General features: G+C 69.7%; 19 protein-coding genes and 1 rRNA gene. 18 read left to right on the top strand and 2 right to left on the bottom strand.

The window, feature by feature from the left end; genetic code table 11:
• Positions 1-5: 5 nt before the first annotated feature.
• Positions 6-1,211 carry a right-handed parallel beta-helix repeat-containing protein gene (locus tag DEI97_RS14755; protein WP_111074168.1) on the top strand — a complete coding sequence of 402 codons (1,206 nt, stop codon included), beginning with the start codon at positions 6-8 and terminating at the stop codon, positions 1,209-1,211.
• Here DEI97_RS14755 and DEI97_RS14750 read toward each other — a convergent pair whose 3' ends face one another.
• Positions 1,212-2,705, bottom strand: a complete 1,494-nt coding sequence (locus DEI97_RS14750) for a CHAD domain-containing protein (RefSeq protein ID WP_111073739.1) — start codon at positions 2,703-2,705, stop codon at positions 1,212-1,214. It lies immediately after the preceding gene.
• Positions 2,706-2,905: 200 nt separating this feature from the next.
• On the opposite strand from DEI97_RS14750, the gene DEI97_RS14745 reads away from it, so the two are divergent.
• On the top strand, positions 2,906-4,225 hold the full coding sequence (locus DEI97_RS14745) for a maltokinase N-terminal cap-like domain-containing protein (RefSeq protein ID WP_258376627.1): 1,320 nt from the start codon (positions 2,906-2,908) through the stop codon (positions 4,223-4,225).
• A 92-nt stretch (positions 4,226-4,317) separates the two neighbouring features.
• Here DEI97_RS14745 and DEI97_RS14740 read toward each other — a convergent pair whose 3' ends face one another.
• Positions 4,318-4,683, bottom strand: coding sequence for a DUF1844 domain-containing protein (locus tag DEI97_RS14740; RefSeq protein ID WP_111073738.1), 366 nt, complete (start codon positions 4,681-4,683; stop codon positions 4,318-4,320).
• Between the two features lie 341 nt (positions 4,684-5,024).
• On the opposite strand from DEI97_RS14740, the gene infC reads away from it, so the two are divergent.
• From infC to DEI97_RS14660, 16 genes are all read left to right on the top strand, one after another.
• The gene (infC, locus tag DEI97_RS14735) at positions 5,025-5,696 is read left to right on the top strand and encodes a translation initiation factor IF-3 (protein ID WP_111073737.1); all 672 of its coding nucleotides are present in this window, start codon (positions 5,025-5,027) and stop codon (positions 5,694-5,696) included.
• A 61-nt stretch (positions 5,697-5,757) separates the two neighbouring features.
• Positions 5,758-5,952, top strand: coding sequence for a 50S ribosomal protein L35 (rpmI, locus tag DEI97_RS14730; protein ID WP_111073736.1), 195 nt, complete (start codon positions 5,758-5,760; stop codon positions 5,950-5,952).
• Between the two features lie 29 nt (positions 5,953-5,981).
• Entirely contained in the window at positions 5,982-6,365 is a 384-nt protein-coding gene (gene rplT / locus DEI97_RS14725) for a 50S ribosomal protein L20 (RefSeq protein WP_111073735.1), read from the top strand.
• Between the two features lie 119 nt (positions 6,366-6,484).
• A complete protein-coding gene (locus DEI97_RS14720; RefSeq protein ID WP_111073734.1) occupies positions 6,485-7,342 on the top strand; it encodes a TrmH family RNA methyltransferase in 858 nt (285 codons plus the stop codon).
• Between the two features lie 68 nt (positions 7,343-7,410).
• The gene (gene pheS, locus DEI97_RS14715) at positions 7,411-8,451 is read left to right on the top strand and encodes a phenylalanine--tRNA ligase subunit alpha (protein ID WP_111073733.1); all 1,041 of its coding nucleotides are present in this window, start codon (positions 7,411-7,413) and stop codon (positions 8,449-8,451) included.
• Entirely contained in the window at positions 8,451-10,943 is a 2,493-nt protein-coding gene (gene pheT / locus DEI97_RS14710; RefSeq protein WP_111073732.1) for a phenylalanine--tRNA ligase subunit beta, read from the top strand. Before pheS ends, pheT begins: the two co-directional genes overlap by 1 nt.
• A 73-nt stretch (positions 10,944-11,016) precedes the next feature.
• Positions 11,017-12,114: an N-acetyl-gamma-glutamyl-phosphate reductase gene (locus DEI97_RS14705; protein ID WP_111073731.1), complete on the top strand. Its 1,098-nt coding sequence runs from the start codon at positions 11,017-11,019 to the stop codon at positions 12,112-12,114.
• An 83-nt stretch (positions 12,115-12,197) separates the two neighbouring features.
• Entirely contained in the window at positions 12,198-13,358 is a 1,161-nt protein-coding gene (argJ, locus tag DEI97_RS14700) for a bifunctional glutamate N-acetyltransferase/amino-acid acetyltransferase ArgJ (protein WP_111074167.1), read from the top strand.
• Complete coding sequence (gene argB / locus DEI97_RS14695) at positions 13,358-14,386, top strand: acetylglutamate kinase (RefSeq protein WP_258376626.1); 1,029 nt, start codon at positions 13,358-13,360, stop codon at positions 14,384-14,386. Before argJ ends, argB begins: the two co-directional genes overlap by 1 nt.
• Positions 14,383-15,609 carry an acetylornithine transaminase gene (locus tag DEI97_RS14690; protein ID WP_111073730.1) on the top strand — a complete coding sequence of 409 codons (1,227 nt, stop codon included), beginning with the start codon at positions 14,383-14,385 and terminating at the stop codon, positions 15,607-15,609. Before argB ends, DEI97_RS14690 begins: the two co-directional genes overlap by 4 nt.
• Positions 15,606-16,547: an ornithine carbamoyltransferase gene (argF, locus tag DEI97_RS14685; protein ID WP_111073729.1), complete on the top strand. Its 942-nt coding sequence runs from the start codon at positions 15,606-15,608 to the stop codon at positions 16,545-16,547. Before DEI97_RS14690 ends, argF begins: the two co-directional genes overlap by 4 nt.
• A gap of 26 nt (positions 16,548-16,573) precedes the next feature.
• Positions 16,574-17,770, top strand: a complete 1,197-nt coding sequence (locus tag DEI97_RS14680) for an argininosuccinate synthase (RefSeq protein WP_111073728.1) — start codon at positions 16,574-16,576, stop codon at positions 17,768-17,770.
• Positions 17,771-17,903: 133 nt separating this feature from the next.
• Positions 17,904-19,373 carry an argininosuccinate lyase gene (gene argH, locus DEI97_RS14675; protein WP_258376625.1) on the top strand — a complete coding sequence of 490 codons (1,470 nt, stop codon included), beginning with the start codon at positions 17,904-17,906 and terminating at the stop codon, positions 19,371-19,373.
• Between the two features lie 8 nt (positions 19,374-19,381).
• Positions 19,382-20,041, top strand: coding sequence for a DNA-3-methyladenine glycosylase (locus DEI97_RS14670; protein WP_349814962.1), 660 nt, complete (start codon positions 19,382-19,384; stop codon positions 20,039-20,041).
• Positions 20,042-20,073: 32 nt separating this feature from the next.
• Positions 20,074-21,387 (top strand): tyrosine--tRNA ligase, encoded by a 1,314-nt coding sequence (tyrS, locus tag DEI97_RS14665; RefSeq protein WP_111073726.1) that lies wholly within the window; start codon positions 20,074-20,076, stop codon positions 21,385-21,387.
• Between the two features lie 608 nt (positions 21,388-21,995).
• Positions 21,996-23,525, top strand: a 16S ribosomal RNA gene (locus DEI97_RS14660).
• Positions 23,526-23,907 lie beyond the last annotated feature (382 nt).

Below are 23,907 nucleotides of genomic sequence, written 5' to 3'. Positions count from 1 at the left end.
CGCGGATGACGAACCTCTTCGAACGACATCGCGTCCAGATCCTGTCCGGGGTCGTCGGCCTCGTCGCCGGAGCCGTGATCGTCGGCGGGGTCTGGGGTGTCAGCGCAGCGGTGCGCGGCCCCGAGACCGTCGCGGCACCGGCCCCCAGCTCGTCGGCGACGACCGACCCCGGCCGCGCCCCGAGCGCGAGCCGCACTCCGCAACTCGGCACCCTCGGTGACGACGGCGGGCCCGACAGTGCCGACTCCGGCGGCAGCGGGACGAGCGGCGGCACGGCGAACGGCTCCGGCGGGACCGCCACGGCAGCCCCGGCCGCGGCGTGCACGTCGCCGACCATCCGGGTCAGCACCGCCGATGCGCTCAAGTCCGCGCTCGAAGACGCCAAGGCCGGGGACGTCATCGCCCTGGCGAACGGCACCTACGACGGCACCTTCGAGGGCACCGCCACGGGCACGGCCAGCCAGCCCATCGCCCTGTGCGGGGGGAGCGGTGCCGTCCTCGACGGCGGCGACCCCTCCGACGGCTACGTCATGCACCTCGACGGCGGCGCGTACTGGACCCTGTCCGGGTTCACCGTGCAGAACGGGCAGAAGGGCGTGATGCTCGACGACACCCAGCACTCCGTCCTGCAGGGGCTGACGGTCCGGAAGATCGGCGACGAGGCGATGCACGTCCGTGCCAACAGCAGCGACAACACGGTGCGGGGCAACCACGTGTCGGAGACCGGACTCCGCAAGCCGAAGTTCGGCGAGGGCATCTACATCGGCTCGTCGAAGAACAACTGGTGCGACGTGTCCGACTGCAAGCCGGACCGCAGCGACCGCAACGTCGTGACGGAGAACACGATCACCGACACCGCGGCCGAGAACGTGGACATCAAGGAGGGGACCACCGGCGGCGTGCTGTCGGACAACTCCTTCGACGGTGCGGGCATGCAGGGGCAGAACCATGCGGACTCCTGGGTCGACGTGAAGGGGAACGGCTGGAGCGTCACCGGGAACCGCGGTGTGCACTCGATCCTCGACGGGTTCCAGACGCACGAGCTGCTGGACGGATGGGGAACGGACAACACGTTCTCCGGCAACACCGTGGACCTCGGCAACAGCGACGGTGTGGCCTTCGCCTTCCGTCCGGTCCTCGGCAACACGGTGTCCTGCGACAACGACGTGGTCGGCTCGAACGAGTTCTCGACCACGAAGTGCACGTCCTGATCAGAGGCGGGCGAGCAACTCACGCCCGCGCCTGAACCGACGGTCGGCCCGCTGACGGCCGACCGTCGCCAGGACCCCGGCGGTGAAGTCCGTGCCCAGCTGCAGGGCCGCGACGGCGTGCGCGGCGTCCAGTCCGTCGCCCAGGGCCGCTTGCACCTTCCGGAGTCGACCGAGGTGCTGGTGGCCGGCGACGGACCCGCCCACCGCCTCGACGCCGTACCGGAGCCGTCGCGCGGCCTTGCGGGCATCGTGGAGCACCTCGAGGTCACCGGCGCGGGCTGCTGCCGTGTCCCGCGCACGTCGCATACGCCGTCGTTCGCGGTGCAGCCGACGCTCGACGAAGGGACGAACGGCGTCCCCGGCCCGAGGACCGGGTGGTGCGTCGGCGATGAGTGCGTCGAGTGCGTCGAGGGCGTCGAACCACTCGGCGGATCGCAGCACCTCGTCGAAGCCGGCCACTGCCTCGCGGTGAGCCGTCGCCAGGCGACCGAGGAGCCCGGCCGACGCGGCGTCGTCGACGAGTCCGAGGGGCGCGCGGTCGGCCAGCGACCGCACCGTCGCGGCCAGGACCTCGGCGTCTCGGGCCACCCCGGCAGCACGTCCGACGTGGCCGAGGCTCCGTCGCACCGCTTCGGTGGCGTCGCGGTCGAGCGCTCCGCGGAACACGGCCAGCACGCTCCGGATCCGGCGGAGCGACCCGCGGTGGGCGTGCAGCGCGTCGGGCTCCCCGCGCCGGACGAGCGGGTCGATCCGGACCACGTCGGCTCGGAGCGTGGCCAGGGCATCGACGACGAACCGAGCGGCGGTGCCCGATCTCGGGCGGCGCACTCCGGCCGGTCGGCGGACGGGCGCACCTCGGGGGACCTGCACCGGCGACTGCTCGGACAGGCCTGCGCCCCGCTCGTCGCCCTCGGTCGTGCTCGCCGTGTCTGTGCGCGCCACGTCCGTGCCCTCCGCGTCCTTGCTGTCCTCGGCTGCGTCCAGCATCGCCCGCTCGACCCCGCGGACGAGCGCATGCTCGCTGCCGTCGTCGGCCAGCGCCCACCACCGGCCGACCCGCAGCACCGGCTCGCCCGGAGCGCCTTCGTCGACCCGGACGTCGGCGACCTCGGCACGCACGCGGCCGTCCCGACTGTGCAGCACCAGCAGGGCCGTCGTGGTGTCGCGCCGCCGGACCACGGTCAGGGGGCGACCACGGAGGTACACCGCCAGCTCCGGCACCGGGGCATCAGCCGTCCGGTCCGCCAGGTGTTCCGGGCCGTCCCCGCGGTCGATCGTCCAGGTGCCGTCCTCGCTGCGCACCAGGTCGATCCCGGCGGCGGCGAGCACCCCGTCCGACGTGTCCCAGACGGTCTCGCGCACGATCACGTGCGGGACCCGCCCGACGACGTCCGCGTAGGGCTCGAGGGCGGGCAGTCGTCGGGCGTCCGGTACCCGCCACGTCAGGCGTGGGGCCGGGAAGTCGTCATCGTGGGGATCATCTCGCTGGGGCATGCGAGTCAGTGTCGTCCGGACCGCCCCCGCACCGGGACGGCCCCCGCGAACTGTGGACAGCCTCCCGGCCAGCGTCGCCCTGTGCAGGAAGGTGACGCAGCCCGCACCCGCGATCCGACGCAACCCGGACCCGCGACCCGACGCAGCCCGCACCCGCGATCCCGCGACCCGGCGCAGCCCCGACGGGTAGCGTCCCCGACATGACCGACGCTGTGCACGCCGACCCCTTCGAGACCGCCGTCGCCGGCTGGATGGCCGACCAACGGTGGTACGCCGCCAAGGGCGGGACCCCCAGCATCCGGGTCGTCGCCGAACAGACCGACACCACCGCGGACGCGACGATCCGCACCCTGTTCGTCCTCGACGACGCTCCCACCGGCCCCGTCCTCTACCAGGTACCGCTCACCGTGCGACCCGCAGCGGTCCCCGAGCTCACGCACGCCCTGGTCACCGAACTCGACGGTGCAGCGGTCTACGACGCCCCGCACGACGTCGCCTACGCACGCTGGCTGCTCAGCCGCATCGAGGCCGACGGCGAACACATCGGTCCGGTCACCGGCGCGCGCGTCCTCAGCGGCGAGCAGTCCAACACGTCCGTCATCGCCGACACCGCCGAGAGCGGCCAGGTGATCACCAAGGTCTTCCGCGTCCTGCACGACGGTGAGAACCCCGACGTCACCACCCAGCGTGCGTTGTCGACCGCCGGCTCCGTCCGCGTGCCACGCACCTTCGGCGCGCTGACGGGGGAGTGGCCGGACGCCGGCCAGACGAGCGGCACCGCGCACGGCCACCTCGCCTTCGCGCAGGAGTTCCTGCCCGGGCTCGAGGACGCCTGGCGCGTCGCGCTGACCGCGGCCCGGGGCGGCGAGTCCTTCGCCAGCGCCGCCGACCGACTCGGTGCCGCGCTCGCCGAGGTGCACACGGTCCTGGCCGGCGCGATGGCCACCGCGACGTCCGGACCGGACCAGGTCGACGAGGCGATCGCGACGATGCGTCGTCGCCTGGACACCGCGGCTGCCGAGGTGCCGCAGGTCGCCGAGCACGCCGCCGCCGTCGGCCGGGTCTACGACCGGGCGGCGACCGTGCCGTGGCCGACCATGCAGCGCATCCACGGCGATCTGCACCTCGGGCAGGTGCTCTCAGCCCCCGAGCCCCGTGGATGGGTCTTCCTCGACTTCGAGGGCGAGCCGCTCCGTCCGATGCCGGAACGCTCACGTCCGGACGTCGCACTGCGGGACGTCGCCGGCATGCTGCGGTCCTTCGACTACGTCGCCGGCGCCCTCGCGCACGAGGACGAGCCCGTGGACACCGGCGACTGGGCGCACGAGGCGCGCAGTGCGTTCCTCGACGGATACGAGCGGGGCAGCGGGTCCGACCTGCGCGCACACCGCGCACTGCTCGACGCCTTCGAGCTCGACAAGGCGGTCTACGAGGTCGTCTACGAGGCGCGGAACCGCCCCACCTGGGTCGGCATCCCCGTCGCGGCGGTCGACCGGTTGGTCGCGCGCTCGGCAGCATGACGACGGTGGGTCGCGCGTGCAGCGTGACTGGATGACGGACGGGAGGCCCGTGGCGACGCCGCCACGGGCCTCCCGTCCGTCAGTGGGACCGTCTAGTTGACGGGTCCGGTGTACTTCTCGCCCGGACCCTTGCCCGGTGCGTCCGGGATCGCCGACGCTTCGCGGAACGCCAGCTGCACGGACCGCAGCCCGTCGCGGAGCGGACGCGCGTGCTGGTCGCCGATCTCGGTCGCGGCCGCGGTGACGAGCCCGGCGAGCGAGGTGATGAGCTTCCGCGCTTCGTCCAGGTCGGTCTGCTGCTCCGGGTCGTCGGCCAGGCCGACCTTCACGGCGGCGGCGCTGAGCAGGTGGACGGCCACGGTGTTGATGAGTTCGATCGCGGGGACCTCGGCGATGTCGCGCGCGGCCTCGTCGGAATCGTCGAATGCGGGGGCCGGGTTGCTCGGGGTGTCGGTCACGGTGCTCCTCTGCTAGACTCGCCGACGGCAGACACTGTCCGCGCGCCCGGATCTTTCCGGTCGAGCCCAGATCCTCCCGGTTGTACTCGGGAAGGTCCGGATCAGGACAGCGTCACGAAAGAGGAGTTCCTCCCACCCGCGGCTGCACCAAGGCTACCGGGTCACCACCGCTCCGCCGGAGTCCACGATGTGGACATCGGCAGGCCGAACCGCAAGGGTCGGCGCAAGCCGGACCGCAAGGGTCGGCGTCGGGCGGCTGCCGAACGGGTCTCGATCCGTGCGTCAGATCTCCTCTCTCGTGCCGTCGTCCCGGGCAAACGCCCCGGACGGCCACCACCTGATTGAAGGAGCTCCGCATCACCGATCCCCGTACCAACGACCGAATCCGCGTCCCCGAGGTCCGACTGGTCGGACCCCAGGGCGAGCAGGTCGGCGTTGTCCCCATCGCCGTCGCACTGCGCCTCGCGCAGGAAGCCGAGCTGGATCTGGTCGAGGTCGCGCCGAACTCGAAGCCGCCCGTCGCCAAGATCATGGACTACGGCAAGTTCAAGTACGAAGCCGCTCAGAAGGCCAAGGAAGCCCGCCGCAACCAGGTCAACACCGACCTGAAAGAGGTCCGGTTCCGCCTGAAGATCGACGTGCACGACTACGAGACGAAGCGCAAGCGCGCCGAGGGGTTCCTCCTCGGTGGCGACAAGGTGAAGGCGATGATCCTCTTCCGCGGTCGCGAGCAGTCGCGTCCCGAGCAGGGTGTCCGGCTCCTCCAGAAGTTCGCGGAGGAGATCGCAGAGTTCGGCGTCGTCGAGTCGCGTCCGACCCAGGACGGCCGCAACATGACGATGATCATCGCGCCGCTCAAGAACAAGTCGGACGTCAAGGGCGAGCAGAACGCCAAGCGTGCCGCTGAGAAGGCCGAGCGGAAGGCCACCGAGCACTCCGCCAAGGCCAAGTCGGAGGACGAGCCCACGTCGGCTCCCGCCGCAGCAGCCCCGGCCGACTCGTCGGCCGAATAGGTCCTCCCAGGCCGATCCGCGCTCGACGCGGTCCCCATCCACCCCACGGAAAGGCACCACGATGCCCAAGCAGAAGACCCACTCCGGGTCGAAGAAGCGCTTCAAGATCACCGGCAGCGGCAAGATCATGAAGCAGCAGGCCGGTATGCGCCACAACCTCGAGGTGAAGTCCTCCAAGCGCAAGGCCCGCCTCAACGAGGACCAGGTCCTCGCGAAGGCCGACGTCAAGGCCGTCAAGAAGCTCCTCGGCCACTGAGTCGACCCGGATCGTAAAGGAACAGATCAATGGCAAGAGTCAAGAGAGCGGTCAACGCCGCCAAGAAGCGTCGCGTCATCCTCGAGCGCGCAGAGGGCTACCGCGGTCAGCGGTCGCGCCTCTACCGCAAGGCGAAGGAGCAGGTCACCCACTCCCTCGTCTACGCGTACCGTGACCGTCACGCGAAGAAGGGCGAGTTCCGTCGCCTCTGGATCCAGCGCATCAACGCTGCGTCGCGTGCGAACGGCCTGACCTACAACCGCCTCATCCAGGGTCTGGCCCTGGCTGGCGTCGAGGTCGACCGCCGCATCCTCGCGGACCTCGCGATCAACAACGCCGAGACGTTCGCCGCGCTCGTCGAGACCGCCAAGAAGGCCCTGCCGGCCGACACCTCGGCGCCGAAGGCAGCCTGAGCCACGTCACCCGTGCACCGGAACCCCCGCTCCGTCAGGAGTGGGGGTTCCGTCGTTCCCGGTGGCACCCGTCGGCAGTCCGGTCGTGGCGGGCAGCCGGTGGTTCCTAGACTGGGCCCGTGAGTGAACTCCTCGAGAACCCCCGTGCCGGCCGAGTGAAGGCCGTGGCCGCCCTGGCCAAGAAGGACGTCCGTGCCGAGACCGGGCTGTTCCTGCTCGAGGGCCCGCAGGCCGTGCGCGAGGCGATCGAGTACCGCCCGGAGCTCCTCCGCGAGCTCTACGTCACCCCGACCGCGGCGGCGCGCCACGGGCTGGACGACGCCCCTGTCGACACCTGGTTCGTCACCGAGCAGGTGCTCGACGCGATGGCCGACACGGTCACCCCGCAGGGCGTGGTCGCGGTGTGCCAGCAGTTCCCGACGTCGGTCAAGGACGTCTTCCCGGACGCCCGTCTGGAGGCACGTGCCGACGTCGCCGAGTCCGGTGCCCTGCCCGGACTGGTCGCCATCCTCGAGGAGGTCCGCGACCCGGGCAACGCCGGCACGATCATCCGGGCCGCGGACGCCGCCGGAGCCGACGCCGTCGTGCTCACCGGACGTAGTGTCGACCCGTACAACCCCAAGGTCGTCCGTTCCACCACCGGCTCGCTGTTCCACGTGCCGGTCTCGGTCGGGGTGACGCTCGTCGACGCCATCGAGCGCGCACGGGGTCTCGGCTACACGATCCTGGCCGCCGACGTGTCCGGCGACGACCTGCCGGACGTCCGCGCCGACGGCATGCTCGACGGGCCGACCGTCTGGGTCTTCGGCAACGAGGCCCGCGGCCTGACCACCGAGGACCTCGCGCTGGTCGACCGGGCCGTGAAGGTGCCGATCTACGGGCGGGCCGAGTCGATGAACCTCGCGACCGCGGCGTCGGTGTGTCTCTACGAGAGCGCGTTCGCCCAGCGCACCCGTTCCTCCACAGCCAGCGACTAACGGGACACTCTCCACAGTCCGACCGGTGCAGGGCGGCGGTATCCCGTCGGCCGGTAGGCTTGGCTCTCGTGTCAGAACCTCTCGAGATCAGCGAATCGGCGGTCGCCGGTGCCGTGGAAGCGGCCCTCGCCGCCGTCCGCGCCACGACGACCGTCGCCGAGCTGAAGCAGGCCCGTGCCGAGCACACCGGTGAGCAGTCGACGCTCGCGCGGATGAACGCGTCGATGCGCAGCGTCCCGCCGGAGCAGAAGGCCGCCGCGGGCAAGCTCGTCGGTCAGGCCCGCGGTCAGGTGAACCAGGCGATCGCCGCGCAGGAAGCGGTCCTCGCCGAATCGGAAGAGCGCGCGCGCCTCGACGCCGAGCGCGTGGACGTCACCGCATTGCCGTCACGTCGCGCGCCGGGTTCGCGGCACCCGCTGTCGGTCCTCAACGAGACCGTCGCGGACATCTTCGTCGGCATGGGGTGGGAGGTCGCGGAAGGCCCCGAGCTCGAGCACGAGTGGTTCAACTTCGACGCGCTGAACTTCGACCAGGACCACCCGGCGCGGGCGATGGCGGACACGGTGTTCGTCGAGCCCGTGGACCGGCACCTGCTGATGCGCACGCACACCTCGCCGGTGCAGGTGCGGTCGTTGCTGTCGCGCGAGCTGCCCCTCTACGTCATCGCCCCGGGCCGCGTGTACCGCGCCGACGAACTCGACGCCACACACCTGCCGGTCTTCACCCAGGTCGAGGGCATCGCGATCGACAAGGGCCTGACTATGGCACACCTCCGCGGCACGCTCGAGCACTTCGCGCGCCAGGTCTTCGGTGCTGAAGCGCAGATCCGACTGCGCCCGAACTACTTCCCGTTCACCGAGCCGAGCGCCGAGATGGACGTCTGGCAGCCGAACGCCAAGGGCGGCGCGCGCTGGGTCGAGTGGGGTGGCTGCGGCATGGTCAACCCGAACGTCCTGCGTGCCGCCGGCATCGACCCGGACGAGTACCAGGGCTTCGCCTTCGGCATGGGCATCGAGCGGACGCTGCAGTTCCGCAACGGCCTGAACGACATGCGTGACTTCCTCGAGGGCGATCTCCGCTTCTCGCAGCAGTTCGGAACGGTGGTCTGATGCGCGTCCCACTCCGCTGGCTCGGCGAATCCGTCGACCTGCCCGACGACGTCTCGCTCGAGCACGTCCACGCCGCCCTGGTGTCGGTCGGGTTCGAAGAGGAAGCCGTGCACACGTTCGACCTGACCGGACCGGTCGTGGTCGGCCGGGTGCTCGAGCGTGTCCCGGAGCCGCAGAAGAACGGCAAGACGATCAACTGGTGCCAGGTGGACGTCGGCGAAGCCGAACCCCGCGGCATCGTCTGTGGCGCCCACAACTTCGACGTCGGCGACCTCGTCGTGGTGACTCTGCCCGGCGCCGTGCTCCCCGGTCCGTTCCCGATCGCCGCGCGCAAGACCTACGGCCACGTGTCCGACGGCATGATCGCCTCGGCCCGTGAACTCGGGCTCGGCGACGAGCACGACGGCATCCTCCGCTTCGCGGACCTCGGCATGGACCCCGAGGTCGGTGCGGACGCCATCGCGCTGCTCGGCCTGGACGACGCCGCCGTCGAGATCAACGTGACGCCGGACCGCGGCTACGCGATGAGCATGCGCGGGGTCGCTCGTGAGTACGCGCACGCCACCGGGGCGACTTTCTCGGACCCGGTCGACCGTGTCCTGCCGCGCACCGGTGACGGCTTCGCGGTGACGATCGACGACGCTGCACCGATCCGTGGCCGAGTCGGGTCGAGCACCTTCGTGACGCGGGTCGTCCGCGGCATCGACGCCAGCCGTCCGACGCCGGCCTGGATGGTCGCGCGCCTGTCGCTCGCCGGTGTCCGGTCGATCTCCCTGCCCGTCGACATCACCAACTACGTGATGTTCGAGCTCGGTCAGCCGCTGCACGGGTACGACCTCGGCACGCTCCAGGGCGGCCTCACCGTCCGTCGAGCCGCCGCGGGGGAGCGCCTCACCACACTCGACGACGTGGAGCGCACGCTCGACGCCGAAGACCTGGTCATCGCGGACGGCGACGGGGCCGTGGGCCTCGCCGGCGTCATGGGTGGCGCACGCACCGAGATCACCGCGGCGACGACCGACGTCCTGATCGAGGCCGCCGGCTTCGACCAGGTGTCCATCGCCCGCACTGCCCGGCGGCACAAGCTGCCGAGCGAGGCATCGCGCCGGTTCGAGCGCGGTGTCGACCCGCTCGTCGCCCAGGCCGCGGCGAACCGCGCCGTCGAGCTGCTCGTCGACCTCGCCGGTGGCACGCCGGACGCCCTCGGGTCGACGCTGGTCGACGAGTCGGAGCGCCCCACCGTGACCATGCGCCTGGACCGGGCCGCCGGGCTCATCGGTGTCGAGTACACCGACGCCGAGGTACTCGACACCCTCCGCGCGATCGGGGCGACCGTCGGCGTCGACGGTGACCGCGTCGCCGTGACCCCGCCGAGCTGGCGCCCCGACCTGGTGGACGACGTCTCCCTGGTCGAGGAGATCGCCCGCATCGTCGGGTACGACCGCATCCCCAGCGTGCTGCCGGTCGCGCCGCCCGGACGTGGGCTGACGCGGCACCAGCAGGCCCGACGCCGGGTCTCGGCCGCCCTCGCCGCTGCCGGCCTCACCGAGGTCGTCACGGCTCCGTTCGTCTCCGCCGCCACCGCTGCCGCGTTCCCGGGCATCGACGCTGCGGGCGGCCCGAGCGTCGTCCTGGCGAACGCCCTCGACAGCGCCCAGGACCACCTGCGCCGGAGCGGTCTGCCGGCCCTCGTCGACGTCGCCCGTCGGAACCTCTCCCGCGGCCTGGTCGACGTCGCCGTGTACGAGACCTCCCGGGTGTTCCTGCCGGAGCCCGGCGTGGAGCTCGGCACCGTCGAGGTCCCGGTCGGGGCGGAGCGTCCGACGGCCGAGACCCTCGCCGCTCTGGACGCCGCGCTGCCGCCGCAGCCGTTCCACGTCAGTGCCCTGCTCGTCGGCAACGCCGTGCTCAAGCAGCCGGGCACGACGGTCGAACCGTTCGGCATCGCGGACGCGCTCGACGTCGCCCGCACCGTGGCCTGGGCCGTCGGCGTCGAACTGACCGTCGCGCAGACCAGCCACCCGTCGCTGCACCCCGGGCGCGCTGCGTCGCTGCTCGTCGGGGACGTCGTCGTCGGCGTCGCGGGCGAGCTGTTGCCGGAGCGCACGGCGGAGGCCGACCTGCCGCGTGTGGTCGCGGTCGTCGAGATGGACCTCGACGCCCTGGTCGCCGCGGCCCCCGAGCTGGTCGATGTCTCGGCGATCGTGTCGTACCCGGCCGCGACCCAGGACCTGTCGCTGGTCGTGGACGTGTCGGTGCCCGCCGGCGACGTCCTGACCGAGGTGCGCGCTGGTGCCGGAGACCTGTTGGAGTATGCTCGGCTCGTGGATGACTACCGGGGTGCCGGCGTGGACGAGGGACAGAAGTCCCTGACGTTCGCCCTGCGCTTCCGCGCCACGGACCGCACGCTGACCGCTGCCGAGGCCTCCGAGGCCCGCGACGGCGCAGTCCGACGTGCCGGCGAGCGATTCGGGGCGACCCTGCGCGACTGATCCACGACGGATCACCGCCCGGGGTCGCCGCCTCCGACTCTCTCGACGAACAGTCCGACCAAAGGTGGAACCCATGTCCGTATCCGTCGCCGTGGCTGGAGCCAGCGGCTACGCGGGTGGCGAGTTGTTGCGCATCCTCTCCGCTCACCCCGAGTTCGACATCAGGACGGTCACGGCGTTCTCGAACGCCGGACAGCCGCTCATCGCGACGCAGCCGCACCTGCGCTCGCTCGCCCACCTGACGCTGGTGGCGACGACGGCCGAGAACCTCCGCGGGCACGACGTGGTGTTCCTCGCGCTGCCGCACGGGCAGTCCGGTGCGATCACCGCCGAACTCGACGCGGACACGCTCGTGGTGGACTGCGGCGCGGACCACCGCCTGACCGACGAGAGCGCCTGGGCGACCTTCTACGGCGGCGAGTTCCACGGTGCGTGGACCTACGGTCTGCCGGAACTGCTGCACGCTCCGCCCGCGCCGGGTGCAGCGGAGGAGTGGCGGGACGTCGACGACATCGTCGAGCAGGGCCGGCAGCGGACCGAGCTCGCTGCCACGAAGCGCATCGCGGTCCCCGGCTGCAACGTCACCGCGGTCACGCTCGGCATCCAGCCCGGTGTCCAGGCGAGCCTCGTCGAGTCCGACGACATCGTCGCCGTCCTGAGCGTCGGACCGAGCGGTGCCGGCAAGAAGCTCGAGCCGACCTACCTCGCAGCCGAGATCATGGGCTCCGCCAGCGCCTACGCCGTCGGCGGCAAACACCGGCACATCCCGGAGATCCAGCAGAACCTCCGCGTCGCAGGTGCGTCCGACGTCCGCATCTCGTTCACGCCGGTGCTCGTGCCGATGTCGCGCGGGATCCTCGCGACGACGACGGCTCGCCTGGCGCCCGGGGTCACCGCGCACGACGTGCGCTTCGCCTGGGAGCAGGCCTACGCCGACGAGCCCTTCGTGCACCTGTTGCCCGAGGGCGTCTTCCCGCGGGTCGCCGACACGATCGGTGCCAACACCGCGTTGGTCGGCATCGCCGTCGACGAAGCAGCCGGTCGCGTCGTCGCGGTCACGGCGCTCGACAACCTCGCCAAGGGGACCGGCGGCGCAGCCGTGCAGTCCGCGAACATCGCGCTCGGCTTCCCCGAGACGCTCGGCCTCAGCGTGGACGGAGTCGCCCCGTGACCGACAGCAACCACAGCACCGACAGCACCGACAGCACCGGCGCGCACGAAGCGACCACGGGCCTCCCGTCCGCCCAGGATGCGTTGCAGGGCGTCACCGCCGCCGCGGGCTTCCGCGCCGCCGGCGTCACCGCCGGCCTGAAGACGAGCGGCAAGCCGGACGTGGCGCTCGTCGTCAACGACGGCCCGTCCGATGCCGTGGCCGCCGTCTTCACCTCGAACCGCGCCCAGGCGCACCCGGTGATCTGGTCGCGCCAGGTGGTCGGGGACGGGGTGGCGCGCGCCGTCATCCTCAACTCGGGAGGCGCGAACTGCTTCACGGGAGCGTTCGGCTTCCAGACGACCCACCTCACCGCCGAAGCGGTCGGCGACGCCCTCGGGGTCGGCGCCGGCGACGTGGTCGTCTGTTCCACCGGCCTGATCGGGCGGGGCGACCAGACGTTCCGCGACGGCGTCCTCCGCGGCGTGACGCTCGCGGCCGACGCCCTCGCCGACGGTGGGGGACCGGACGCCGCGACGGCCATCATGACCACCGACACCAAGTCGAAGCAGTCCGTTGTGACCGTCGACGGCTGGACGGTCGGCGGCATGGCGAAGGGTGCGGGCATGCTCGCACCGGGGCTGGCGACGATGCTCGTGGTCATCACGACCGATGCGGCGCTGACCTCGGACGAACTCGACCAGGCACTGCGCGCCGCGACCCGGGTCACCTTCGACCGTGTCGACTCGGACGGCTGCATGTCGACGAACGACACCGTCGTGCTGATGTCCTCCGGTGCGTCCGGCACGACGCCCGAGGTCGGTGACTTCCAGGAGGCCTTGACCGCCGTCTGCGCCGACCTCGCCCGCCAGCTCCAGCAGGACGCCGAGGGCGCCGCGCACGACATCGCGATCGAGGTGGTCGGAGCCGTGAGCGAGGACGACGCGGTCACGGTCGGCCGCAGTGTGGCGCGGAACAACCTCTTCAAGGCTGCCGTCTTCGGCAACGACCCGAACTGGGGCCGCGTCCTCGCCGCGATCGGGACGACCGACGCGGAGTTCGATCCGTACGCGGTAGACGTCTCGATGAACGGCATCCGGGTCTGCCACGCGGGCGCCCCCGACCAGCCGAGCGACAGCGTCGACCTCACCCCGCGGGAAACCCACGTGCTCATCGACCTCGGGGTCGGACCGTACGCGGCCACGATCCTGACGAACGACCTGACGCACGACTACGTCCACGAGAACAGCGCGTACTCCAGCTGATGAGCGATCCGGACCTGTCGAAGGAAGAAGAGCACGAGCTCGCGACCGTCAAGGCCGCGACCCTCATCGAGTCCCTGCCGTGGTTGAAGCGGTTCTCGGGCAAGATCGTCGTCGTCAAGTTCGGCGGCAACGCGATGGTGAACGACGACCTCAAGCGCGCGTTCGCCGAGGACATGGTCTACCTCCGGTACGCCGGCCTGCACCCCGTCGTCGTGCACGGCGGCGGTCCGCAGATCTCGGCGGCGCTGAAGGAACAGGGCATCGAGTCCGAGTTCCGCGGCGGCTACCGCGTGACGACCACCGAGGCGATCACCGTCGTCCGCGACGTGCTGGCCGGTGAGGTGAACCGCGAGATCGTGGACCTCATCGACGAACACGGCCCCGGCCTGGGTGTCGGCGTGTTCGGCGACGGCGGGTCGCTGTTCACCGGCGAGAAGAAGGGCGTCGTCGTGGACGGCGAGCACTTCGACCTCGGCCACGTCGGCGACATCACCCACGTGGACCCGTCCGGCGTCCTCGCCGCGATCCGCGCCGACCGCATCCCGGTCGTGTCGAGCATCGCGATCGACGACGCGCACCCGGACCAGGCGCTCAACGTGAACGCCGACGCCGCGGCCGCCGCGCTGGCGATCGCGCTGAACGCGTCGAAGCTGATGATGCTGACCGACGTCCCCGGGCTGTACCGCAACTGGCCCGACCGGGACTCGATCATCGACCTCATCGCGGTCGAGGAACTGCGGCAGCTGCTGCCGTCGCTCGAGTCGGGGATGATCCCGAAGATGACCGCGTGCCTGGACGCCGTGGTCGGCGGGGTCGGCGGCGCGACCATCATCGACGGTCGCATCCCGCACTCGATCCTGCTCGAGGTCTTCACGCTGCGCGGTGCGGGCACCGAGGTGATCCCGGACCCCAGCCGACGGACCGAGAACCAGAACACCCACGCCGAGATCGGCCGTCGCGCCGCCGGCGAGCACGCGACCCCGCACCAAACGACCCCGCACCACGACGAGAAGGGCACACCACGGTGAGCACCGAGACGCAGACCGAGACCTGGAACGACCGGTTCGGGGCGTCGCTCATGCGATCCCTGACCCCGCCGAAGATCATGCTCGAGCGCGGCGAGGGTTGCCGCGTCTGGGACGTGGACGGCAACGAGTACCTCGACTTCCTCGCCGGCATCGCCGTGAACTCGCTCGGCCACGCCCACCCGGCGCTGGTCGAGGCGATCAGCGACCAGGCCGCGAAGCTCGTGCACGTGTCGAACTACTTCGCCACCCCGCCGCAGCTCGAACTGGCCGAGCGCCTCAAGCGCATCTCCGGAGCCGGTGATGCGGGCCGCGTGTACTTCGGCAACTCCGGAGCCGAGGCGAACGAGGCGGCCTTCAAGCTCGCACGCCTGAACCGCGGTGCCGACGGTCGGAAGACCCGCATCCTCGCGCTGCAGCAGGCGTTCCACGGCCGCACCATGGGGGCACTCGCCCTCACCGGCAAGCCCGCCCTGCAAGAGGACTTCCTGCCGATGATCCCCGGTGTCGAGCACATCGAGACGTCGATCGAGGCCCTCGAACGATCGATCGACGACACCGTCGCCGCACTCATCCTCGAGCCGATCAAGGGCGAGGCCGGCGTGGTCGACCTGCCCGAGGGCTTCCTGCAGGCCGCCCGGGCGCTGACCGAGCAGCACGGTGCCCTGCTGATCCTCGACGAGATCCAGACCGGCATCGGCCGGACCGGGTCGTGGTTCGCGTTCCAGAACACCGGCGTGACCCCCGACGCCATCACGGTGGCCAAGGGCATCGCCGGCGGGTTCCCGATCGGTGCCCTCGTCACCTTCGGGGCAGCGTCCGACCTGTTCTCGGCCGGCCAGCACGGCTCGACGTTCGGCGGCAACCCGCTCGGCACCCGGGTCGCGAACGCGGTCCTGGCCGAGATCGAACGGGGCGGCCTCGTCGAGAACGCCGTCGTCAAGGGTGAGCGGATCCGCGCCGGCATCACCGCACTCGGTTCCGACCTGGTGGAAGAGGTGCGTGGCAGCGGCCTACTCGTCGGCGTCGGCCTGCGTCTGCCCGTCGCAGCCGCCGTGTCAGCCGCCGCGCTCGACCGAGGCTTGATCATCAACGCCCCGAACGAATCGAGCCTGCGCATCGCGCCGCCGCTCATCGTGTCCGACGACGAGATCGACGAGTTCCTCGCGATCCTCGCCCAGAGCATGGCTGCCGTCGCGGGCGCCGACCAGGAGACCACCGCATGACCCGCCACTTCCTCCGGGACGACGACCTGACCCAGGCAGAGCAGTCCGCCATCCTCGACCTCGCCGTCGAGATGAAGCGCGACCGCTGGGGTGCGAAGCCGCTCGCCGGCCCACAGAGCGTCGCCGTGATCTTCGACAAGTCGTCGACCCGCACCCGGGTGTCCTTCCACGTCGGCATCAGCGACCTGGGTGGCAGCCCGCTCATCATCTCGACCGCCAACAGCCAGCTCGGCGGCAAGGAGACCCCGACCGACACGGCTCGTGTGCTCGAGCGCATGGTGTCGGCGATCGTGTGGCGTACCTACGGCCAGGCCGGGCTCGAGGAGATGGCGGCGAGCACCACCGTGCCCGTGGTCAACGCGCTGTCCGACGACTTCCACCCGTGCCAACTGCTCGCCGACCTGCTGACCATCCGCGAGCACCGCGGTGCCCTGGCCGGTCAGACCATCGCGTTCGTGGGCGACGGAGCCAGCAACATGGCGCACTCGTACCTGCTCGCCTGCGCGACCGCCGGCATGCACGTCCGCGTCGGTGCTCCGGCGGAGTTCGCCCCGGCCGCCCAGGTCGTCGCCGATGCCGAGGCACGCGCTGCGGAGACCGGCGGTTCGGTGCTCGTCGTGACCGACCCGGTCGCGGCGGTCGCCGGGGCCGACGTCGTCGTCACCGACACGTGGGTCTCGATGGGCAAGGAAGAAGAGAAGCAGCAGCGTCTCGAGGTCTTCCACGGCTACCGCGTCGACGACGAGCTGCTCGCGCACGCGGCCGCCGACGCCGTGTTCATGCACTGCCTGCCGGCCGACCGCGGCTACGAGGTCACGGCCGAGGTCATCGACGGCCCGCGCAGCATCATCTGGGACGAGGCGGAGAACCGTCTGCACGCCCAGAAGGCCCTGCTCGCCTGGCTCCTCGCCGCCAACACGGCGACCGCCAGCAACTGACAACCACCCCAGCAAGGAGAACACTCATGGCAGACCGCGTCGTACTGGCCTACTCAGGTGGCCTCGACACCTCCGTCGGCATCGGCTGGCTCAAGGACGCCACCGGGAAAGAGGTCGTCGCCCTGGCGGTGGACGTCGGCCAGGGTGGCGAGGACATGGACGCCATCCGTCAGCGCGCGCTCGACTGCGGCGCGGTGGAGTCCGTCGTCATCGACGCCAAGGACGAGTTCGCGGACGACTACCTCGTCCCCGCCCTCAAGGCGAACGCGCTCTACCAGAAGCGCTACCCGCTCGTGTCCGCGCTGAGCCGCCCGCTCATCGCGAAGCACCTCGCCCTGACGGCGAAGCAGCTCGGCGCCGACAGCGTCGCGCACGGCTGCACCGGCAAGGGCAACGACCAGGTCCGGTTCGAGGCTGCGGTCGCCGCGATCGCCCCCGACCTGACCAGCGTCGCGCCGGTCCGCGACCTCGCGCTGACCCGCGACAAGGCGATCGTCTACGCGCAGGAGCACGACCTGCCGATCCTGCAGAGCAAGAAGTCGCCGTACTCGATCGACCAGAACGTCTGGGGTCGCGCGGTGGAGACCGGGTTCCTCGAGGACCCGTGGAACGCCCCGATCGAGGACCTCTACGCCTACACGCAGGACCCGTCGGTCGATCGTGAGGCCGACGAGGTCACCATCACGTTCGAGCAGGGTGTCCCGGTCGCGATCGACGGCCAGCGCTTCAGCGTCCTGCGCATCGTGCAGGAGCTCAACGCCCTGGCCGGCAAGCACGGCGTCGGCCGCATCGACGTCGTCGAGGACCGCCTGGTCGGCATCAAGTCGCGCGAGGTCTACGAGGCCCCGGCCGCGATGGCACTCATCGCCGCGCACGAGGAGCTCGAGAGCCTGACCCTCGAGCGTGACGTGAACCGCTACAAGCGCGGTGTCGAGTCGGAGTGGGCCGACCTGGTCTACGACGGTCTCTGGTTCGGCGGACTCAAGCGCAGCCTCGACGCCTTCATCGACTCCACGCAGGAGTACGTGTCCGGTGACATCCGCATGCAGCTGCACGGCGGTCGCGCCACGGTGACCGGCCGTCGTTCGGAGCAGAGCCTCTACGACTTCGACCTCGCCACGTACGACACCGGCGACACGTTCGACCAGTCCCTGTCCAAGGGCTTCATCGAGCTGTGGTCGCTGCCGAGCAAGATCTCGGCCCGCCGCGACCTCGCGAACTAGCCGAAGCACAGCCGCAGCCGCAGCCGAAGCGCAGCCGCAGCCAGCACCACCAGCACCACCCGCCGGACGGGCCGGGGTCGCCAGCCCCGGCCCGTCCGGCACCACCCAGCCACCTCTGACGACGCAGGACGACATGACGGACGTGCCCCGGGCCTCCCGGCCGGAAGAAGCCAGCAGCAAGACCGACGCGACGAACACGGGTGCCCTGTGGGGCGGTCGTTTCGCGGACGGTCCGAGTGCCGAGCTCGCCGCGCTGTCGAAGTCGACGCACTTCGACTGGCAGCTGGCGCCGTACGACCTCGCCGGGTCCCGCGCCCACGCGCGGGCGCTGCAGACGGCCGGGTACCTGACGACCGACGAGCTGGACCGGATGCTCGCCGGGCTGGACCGCCTCGAGGAGTCGTTCCTCGACGGCGCCCTGCAGCCCGCCGACTCCGACGAGGACGTGCACGGAGCCCTCGAGCGCCTGCTCATCGCGGACGTCGGACCGGAACTCGGCGGGAAGCTCCGCGCCGGCCGCAGCCGCAACGACCAGATCGCGACCCTCGGCCGTATGCACATGCTCGACCACGGACGGCGGATCGGCCGGATGGTGATCGACCTCGTCGACGCGATCAGCCAGCAGGCGTCCGAGCACGAGGGCGCGATCATGCCGGGCCGGACCCACCTGCAGCACGCGCAGCCGGTCCTGCTCGCCCACCACCTGCTCGCACACGCGTGGCCCCTCGTCCGCGACCTGGAACGGCTGCGTGACTGGGCCGGTCGCGCGAGCGTGAGCCCCTACGGTGCCGGCGCGCTGGCGGGCAGCTCGCTCGGGCTCGACCCGACGGCGATCGCCCACGAGCTGGGCTTCGCCCGGCCGGCCGACAACTCGATCGACGCGACGGCCGCGCGCGACGTCGTGGCGGAGTTCGCCTTCGTCCTGGCGCAGATCGGCATCGACGTCTCGCGTCTGGCCGAGGAGATCATCCTCTGGAACACCAGGGAGTTCGGCTTCGTCCGGCTGCACGATGCCTTCTCGACCGGGTCGAGCATCATGCCGCAGAAGAAGAACCCCGACATCGCCGAACTCGCGCGCGGCAAGTCCGGCCGGCTGATCGGCAACCTCACCGGCCTCCTCGCCACCTTGAAGGGTCTGCCGCTGGCGTACAACCGCGACCTGCAGGAGGACAAGGAGCCGGTCTTCGACTCGGTCGCCCAGCTCGAGGTCCTGCTGCCCGCCTTCACCGGCATGGTCGCCACACTGTCGTTCGACACCGCGCGGATGGCCGAACTGGCGCCGCAGGGCTTCTCGCTCGCAACCGACGTCGCGGAGTGGCTGGTCCGCCAGGGCGTCCCCTTCCGTGACGCGCACGAGGTGTCCGGTGCGCTGGTCCGGTACTGCGAAGAGCGCGGGATCGACCTCGACGACCCGACGGACGAGCAGTACGCGTCGGTCTCGCCGCACCTGACGCCGGACGTGCGCGCCGTCCTGACCATCGAGGGCAGCGTCGCCTCGCGTCGTGGCGTGGGTGGCACCGCGCCGGAGCGGGTCGCCGAGCAGCTCGCTGCCGTGACCCGTTCCGTGGCCGAGATCGCTGCGGGGACGCCCTTCGCCCGATGACCGGAGCGGTGAGCGCCCTGGAGGCCCTGCTGTCGGAGCCGGCGCCGGTCTCCGCGCCGGCGCTGCTCGGCGCGACCCTCACCGGCAAGGGCGTCACCCTCCGCATCACCGAGGTCGAGGCCTACTCCGGCTCCGTCGACCCCGGCTCCCACGGTCACCGCGGGATGACGCCGCGGAACCGGCACCTCTTCGGCCCGCCCGGCTCCCTCTACGCCTACCGCTCGTACGGCATCCACACCTGCGTCAACGTGGTGAGCGGGCCCGACGGAGTCTCGTCCGGGTCCTTGCTCCGCGGAGCGCAGGTCGTCGCCGGCATCGAGACCGCCCGGCAACGGCGGGGTCCGGCCGTCGCCGACGTTGCCCTCGCGCGCGGACCGGGCAACCTCGGGGTCGCGCTCGGCGCGGTCCTCGGCGAGGACGACGGAACCTCGCTCCTCGACGGTTCCGGCCCGTACCGGCTCACCCTGGCACCCGGTCTGGAGGCCCGGCTCGCCTCCGCGACACCGGCTGCGGTCACCGAGGCCCTCCTGACCGACGGCTCGATCGCGCGCGGACCACGGACCGGTGTCGGCGGGGTCGCGGGTGGCGCCTCCTTCCCGTGGCGGTTCTGGTTGCCCGGCGACCCGACGGTGTCGACGTACCGTCGGCACAAGGGCGCCTCGGACTGAAGCGTGTGCCGCTGCGCCGCTACGATGGCGGGGTGTCCAGTGATACCGCTCCCGATGTCCTGACGCGCCAGCAGAACGACCCCACCTTCGCCTCGGTGTGGGACGAACTGCGCTGGCGTGGTCTGGTGCACGTCTCGACCGACGAGACCGCACTCAAAGAGGCTCTCGACGCCGGCCCGGTCACCTACTACTGCGGGTTCGACCCGACGGCTCCGTCGCTGCACTGCGGCAACCTGCTGCAGCTGCTCACCATGCGTCGGTTGCAGTTGGCGGGCCACAAGCCGCTCGCGCTCGTCGGCGGGTCGACCGGCTTGATCGGCGACCCGCGTCCGACGGCCGAGCGGACGCTGAACACCCCCGAGACCGTGGTCGAGTGGGTCGGTCGTCTGCAGACCCAGGTCTCGCGGTTCCTCAGCCCGGACGGCGAGAACGGGGTCCGTCTGGTGAACAACCTCGACTGGACCGCGCCGCTCTCCGCGATCGACTTCCTGCGCGACATCGGCAAGTACTTCCGCGTCAACTCGATGCTCAAGAAGGACGCCGTCGCGGCCCGACTGAACTCCGACGCGGGTATCAGCTACACGGAGTTCAGCTACCAGATCCTGCAGGGGCTGGACTTCCGCGAGCTGTACCGCCAGTACGGGTGCACGCTGCAGACCGGTGGTTCGGACCAGTGGGGGAACCTGACGTCGGGCACGGAGCTGATCCGGCGCACCGAAGGTGTGGCTGCCCACGCGGTCGGGACGCCCCTCATCACGAACTCCGACGGCACGAAGTTCGGCAAGAGCGAAGGCAACGCGATCTGGCTCGACGCCACGATGACGTCGCCGTACGCCTTCTACCAGTTCTGGCTCAACACCTCGGATGCGGACGTGGTCGCGCGTCTGCGCGAGTTCACGTTCCTGTCGCGGGTTGAGATCGAGCGGCTCGAGCAGGCGGTGACCGACGAGCCGTTCCGACGGGAGGCCCAGCGCACCTTGGCCGTGGAGGTCACCACCCTGGTCCACGGGGCCGACGCGACGCAGGCGACGATCGACGCGTCGGCCGCCCTGTTCGGCAACGGTGACCTCGGCGCACTGGACGACGAGACCCTGCGGTCGGCGATCGCCGAGCTGCCGGGCTCCGTCAGCATCGAGGGGACGGCGGACCTCGCACGTGCCCTCGTCGAGACGGAGCTCGTGAAGTCCCTCGGCGAAGCCCGTCGCGCGATCACCCAGGGTGGGGTCTACGTGAACAACGAGCGAGCGGAGGACCCGGCGGCGACGGTGGCGTCCCTCGCACTGCCAGCCGGGGTGCTCGTCCTCCGTCGGGGGAAGAAGACCCTCGCCGGAGTGACGGTGTCCTGACCCTGTCCTGCTCGTCCCGAGCGCCCGGTCCTCGTCGAGGGCCGGGCGTTCGTCGTCTGCCCGGTGGCGTCGCCGGCGATCGCGTCGGTGTTGCAGTGTGCGACACGCCCGGGATGTGGGGTGGGTTGGTGGTGTGGGGTGGGGGCTGCGTAAAGTAATCCCTCGTCACCCCAAAGGTGCGGCGGAGCGGCTGGAGCGAAAGCCCAGAGCACGTCGGCCCTCAAGCGGGACCATCCTCCACTGGAGTTCAGATCTGGCCTTGTGCTGGTTCGCTTCGACGCTTAGGATGACTACTCCACCGGTTCTCTCCTTCGGGATGAGCCACTGGATCTGGTTGCACGGTTGTGTGGCTGGGTTCGACGACATCGGTGGGTTCGAGAACGACAGCCTCTCTGGCGGAGCATCTTCGTGGTGTCGAGTGGGGAGTGCGTCTGGTCCTTGAGAACTCAACAGCGTGCACATTGTCAATGCCAATTTTATTGACCTCGTGCCCGGTCTGCCTTCGGGTTGGTCGGGTCATGAAGCAATTCCTTTTGGATTGAAGATTGTCAGTAGACAGTCAACAGTCAAGATCAACTCGCTGACACTTTTAGTGTTGGTTGTAATTTTTTACGGAGAGTTTGATCCTGGCTCAGGACGAACGCTGGCGGCGTGCTTAACACATGCAAGTCGAACGATGATCAGGAGCTTGCTCCTGTGATTAGTGGCGAACGGGTGAGTAACACGTGAGTAACCTGCCCCTGACTCTGGGATAAGCGTTGGAAACGACGTCTAATACTGGATATGATCACTGGTCGCATGGCCTGGTGGTGGAAAGATTTTTTGGTTGGGGATGGACTCGCGGCCTATCAGCTTGTTGGTGAGGTAATGGCTCACCAAGGCGACGACGGGTAGCCGGCCTGAGAGGGTGACCGGCCACACTGGGACTGAGACACGGCCCAGACTCCTACGGGAGGCAGCAGTGGGGAATATTGCACAATGGGCGAAAGCCTGATGCAGCAACGCCGCGTGAGGGATGACGGCCTTCGGGTTGTAAACCTCTTTTAGTAGGGAAGAAGGGAGCTTCGGTTCTTGACGGTACCTGCAGAAAAAGCACCGGCTAACTACGTGCCAGCAGCCGCGGTAATACGTAGGGTGCAAGCGTTGTCCGGAATTATTGGGCGTAAAGAGCTCGTAGGCGGTTTGTCGCGTCTGCTGTGAAATCCCGAGGCTCAACCTCGGGCTTGCAGTGGGTACGGGCAGACTAGAGTGCGGTAGGGGAGATTGGAATTCCTGGTGTAGCGGTGGAATGCGCAGATATCAGGAGGAACACCGATGGCGAAGGCAGATCTCTGGGCCGTAACTGACGCTGAGGAGCGAAAGCATGGGGAGCGAACAGGATTAGATACCCTGGTAGTCCATGCCGTAAACGTTGGGCGCTAGATGTAGGGACCTTTCCACGGTTTCTGTGTCGTAGCTAACGCATTAAGCGCCCCGCCTGGGGAGTACGGCCGCAAGGCTAAAACTCAAAGGAATTGACGGGGGCCCGCACAAGCGGCGGAGCATGCGGATTAATTCGATGCAACGCGAAGAACCTTACCAAGGCTTGACATACACCGGAAACGGCCAGAGATGGTCGCCCCCTTGTGGTCGGTGTACAGGTGGTGCATGGTTGTCGTCAGCTCGTGTCGTGAGATGTTGGGTTAAGTCCCGCAACGAGCGCAACCCTCGTTCTATGTTGCCAGCGGGTTATGCCGGGGACTCATAGGAGACTGCCGGGGTCAACTCGGAGGAAGGTGGGGATGACGTCAAATCATCATGCCCCTTATGTCTTGGGCTTCACGCATGCTACAATGGCCGGTACAAAGGGCTGCGATACCGTAAGGTGGAGCGAATCCCAAAAAGCCGGTCTCAGTTCGGATTGAGGTCTGCAACTCGACCTCATGAAGTCGGAGTCGCTAGTAATCGCAGATCAGCAACGCTGCGGTGAATACGTTCCCGGGCCTTGTACACACCGCCCGTCAAGTCATGAAAGTCGGTAACACCCGAAGCCGGTGGCCTAACCCTTGTGGAAGGAGCCGTCGAAGGTGGGATCGGTGATTAGGACTAAGTCGTAACAAGGTAGCCGTACCGGAAGGTGCGGCTGGATCACCTCCTTTCTAAGGAGCATCTGGTCAGTGCTGTTCACCGTCATGGTGAGTGGTGGCTGGTCCAGGCGCCCGATTCGGACCGAACGTGTCCGACGGGTAGCTCATGGGTGGAACATTGACAGTGCAGTCGGGAGCGCGTCTTCCGGTCTCAGTACGTTCCTCATCGTCGGTCTTGTGCCGGTGTTGGGGGGTTGGAACGGGTCGGGGGTGAGCGGGTTGGCTGGTGCACGTTGTTGGGTCCTGAGGGACCAGGCTTCCTGCTGTGGGTGGTGTCCGTGATGGATGCTCATCCGTGGTGGGGGTTGGGCCTTGAGGGTCCTTCGTTGGGCCACATGAGGTCACACCGTTGGGTGTGGGGGAGTGTGGTGCCGATCGTATGTTGAGAACTACA

The sequence above is a fragment of the Curtobacterium sp. MCLR17_032 genome, assembly GCF_003234795.2.
Lineage (GTDB): Bacteria > Actinomycetota > Actinomycetes > Actinomycetales > Microbacteriaceae > Curtobacterium.
The sequence above is the reverse complement of the archived record's forward strand: the minus strand, read 5'-3'. Positions and strand labels throughout refer to the sequence as shown.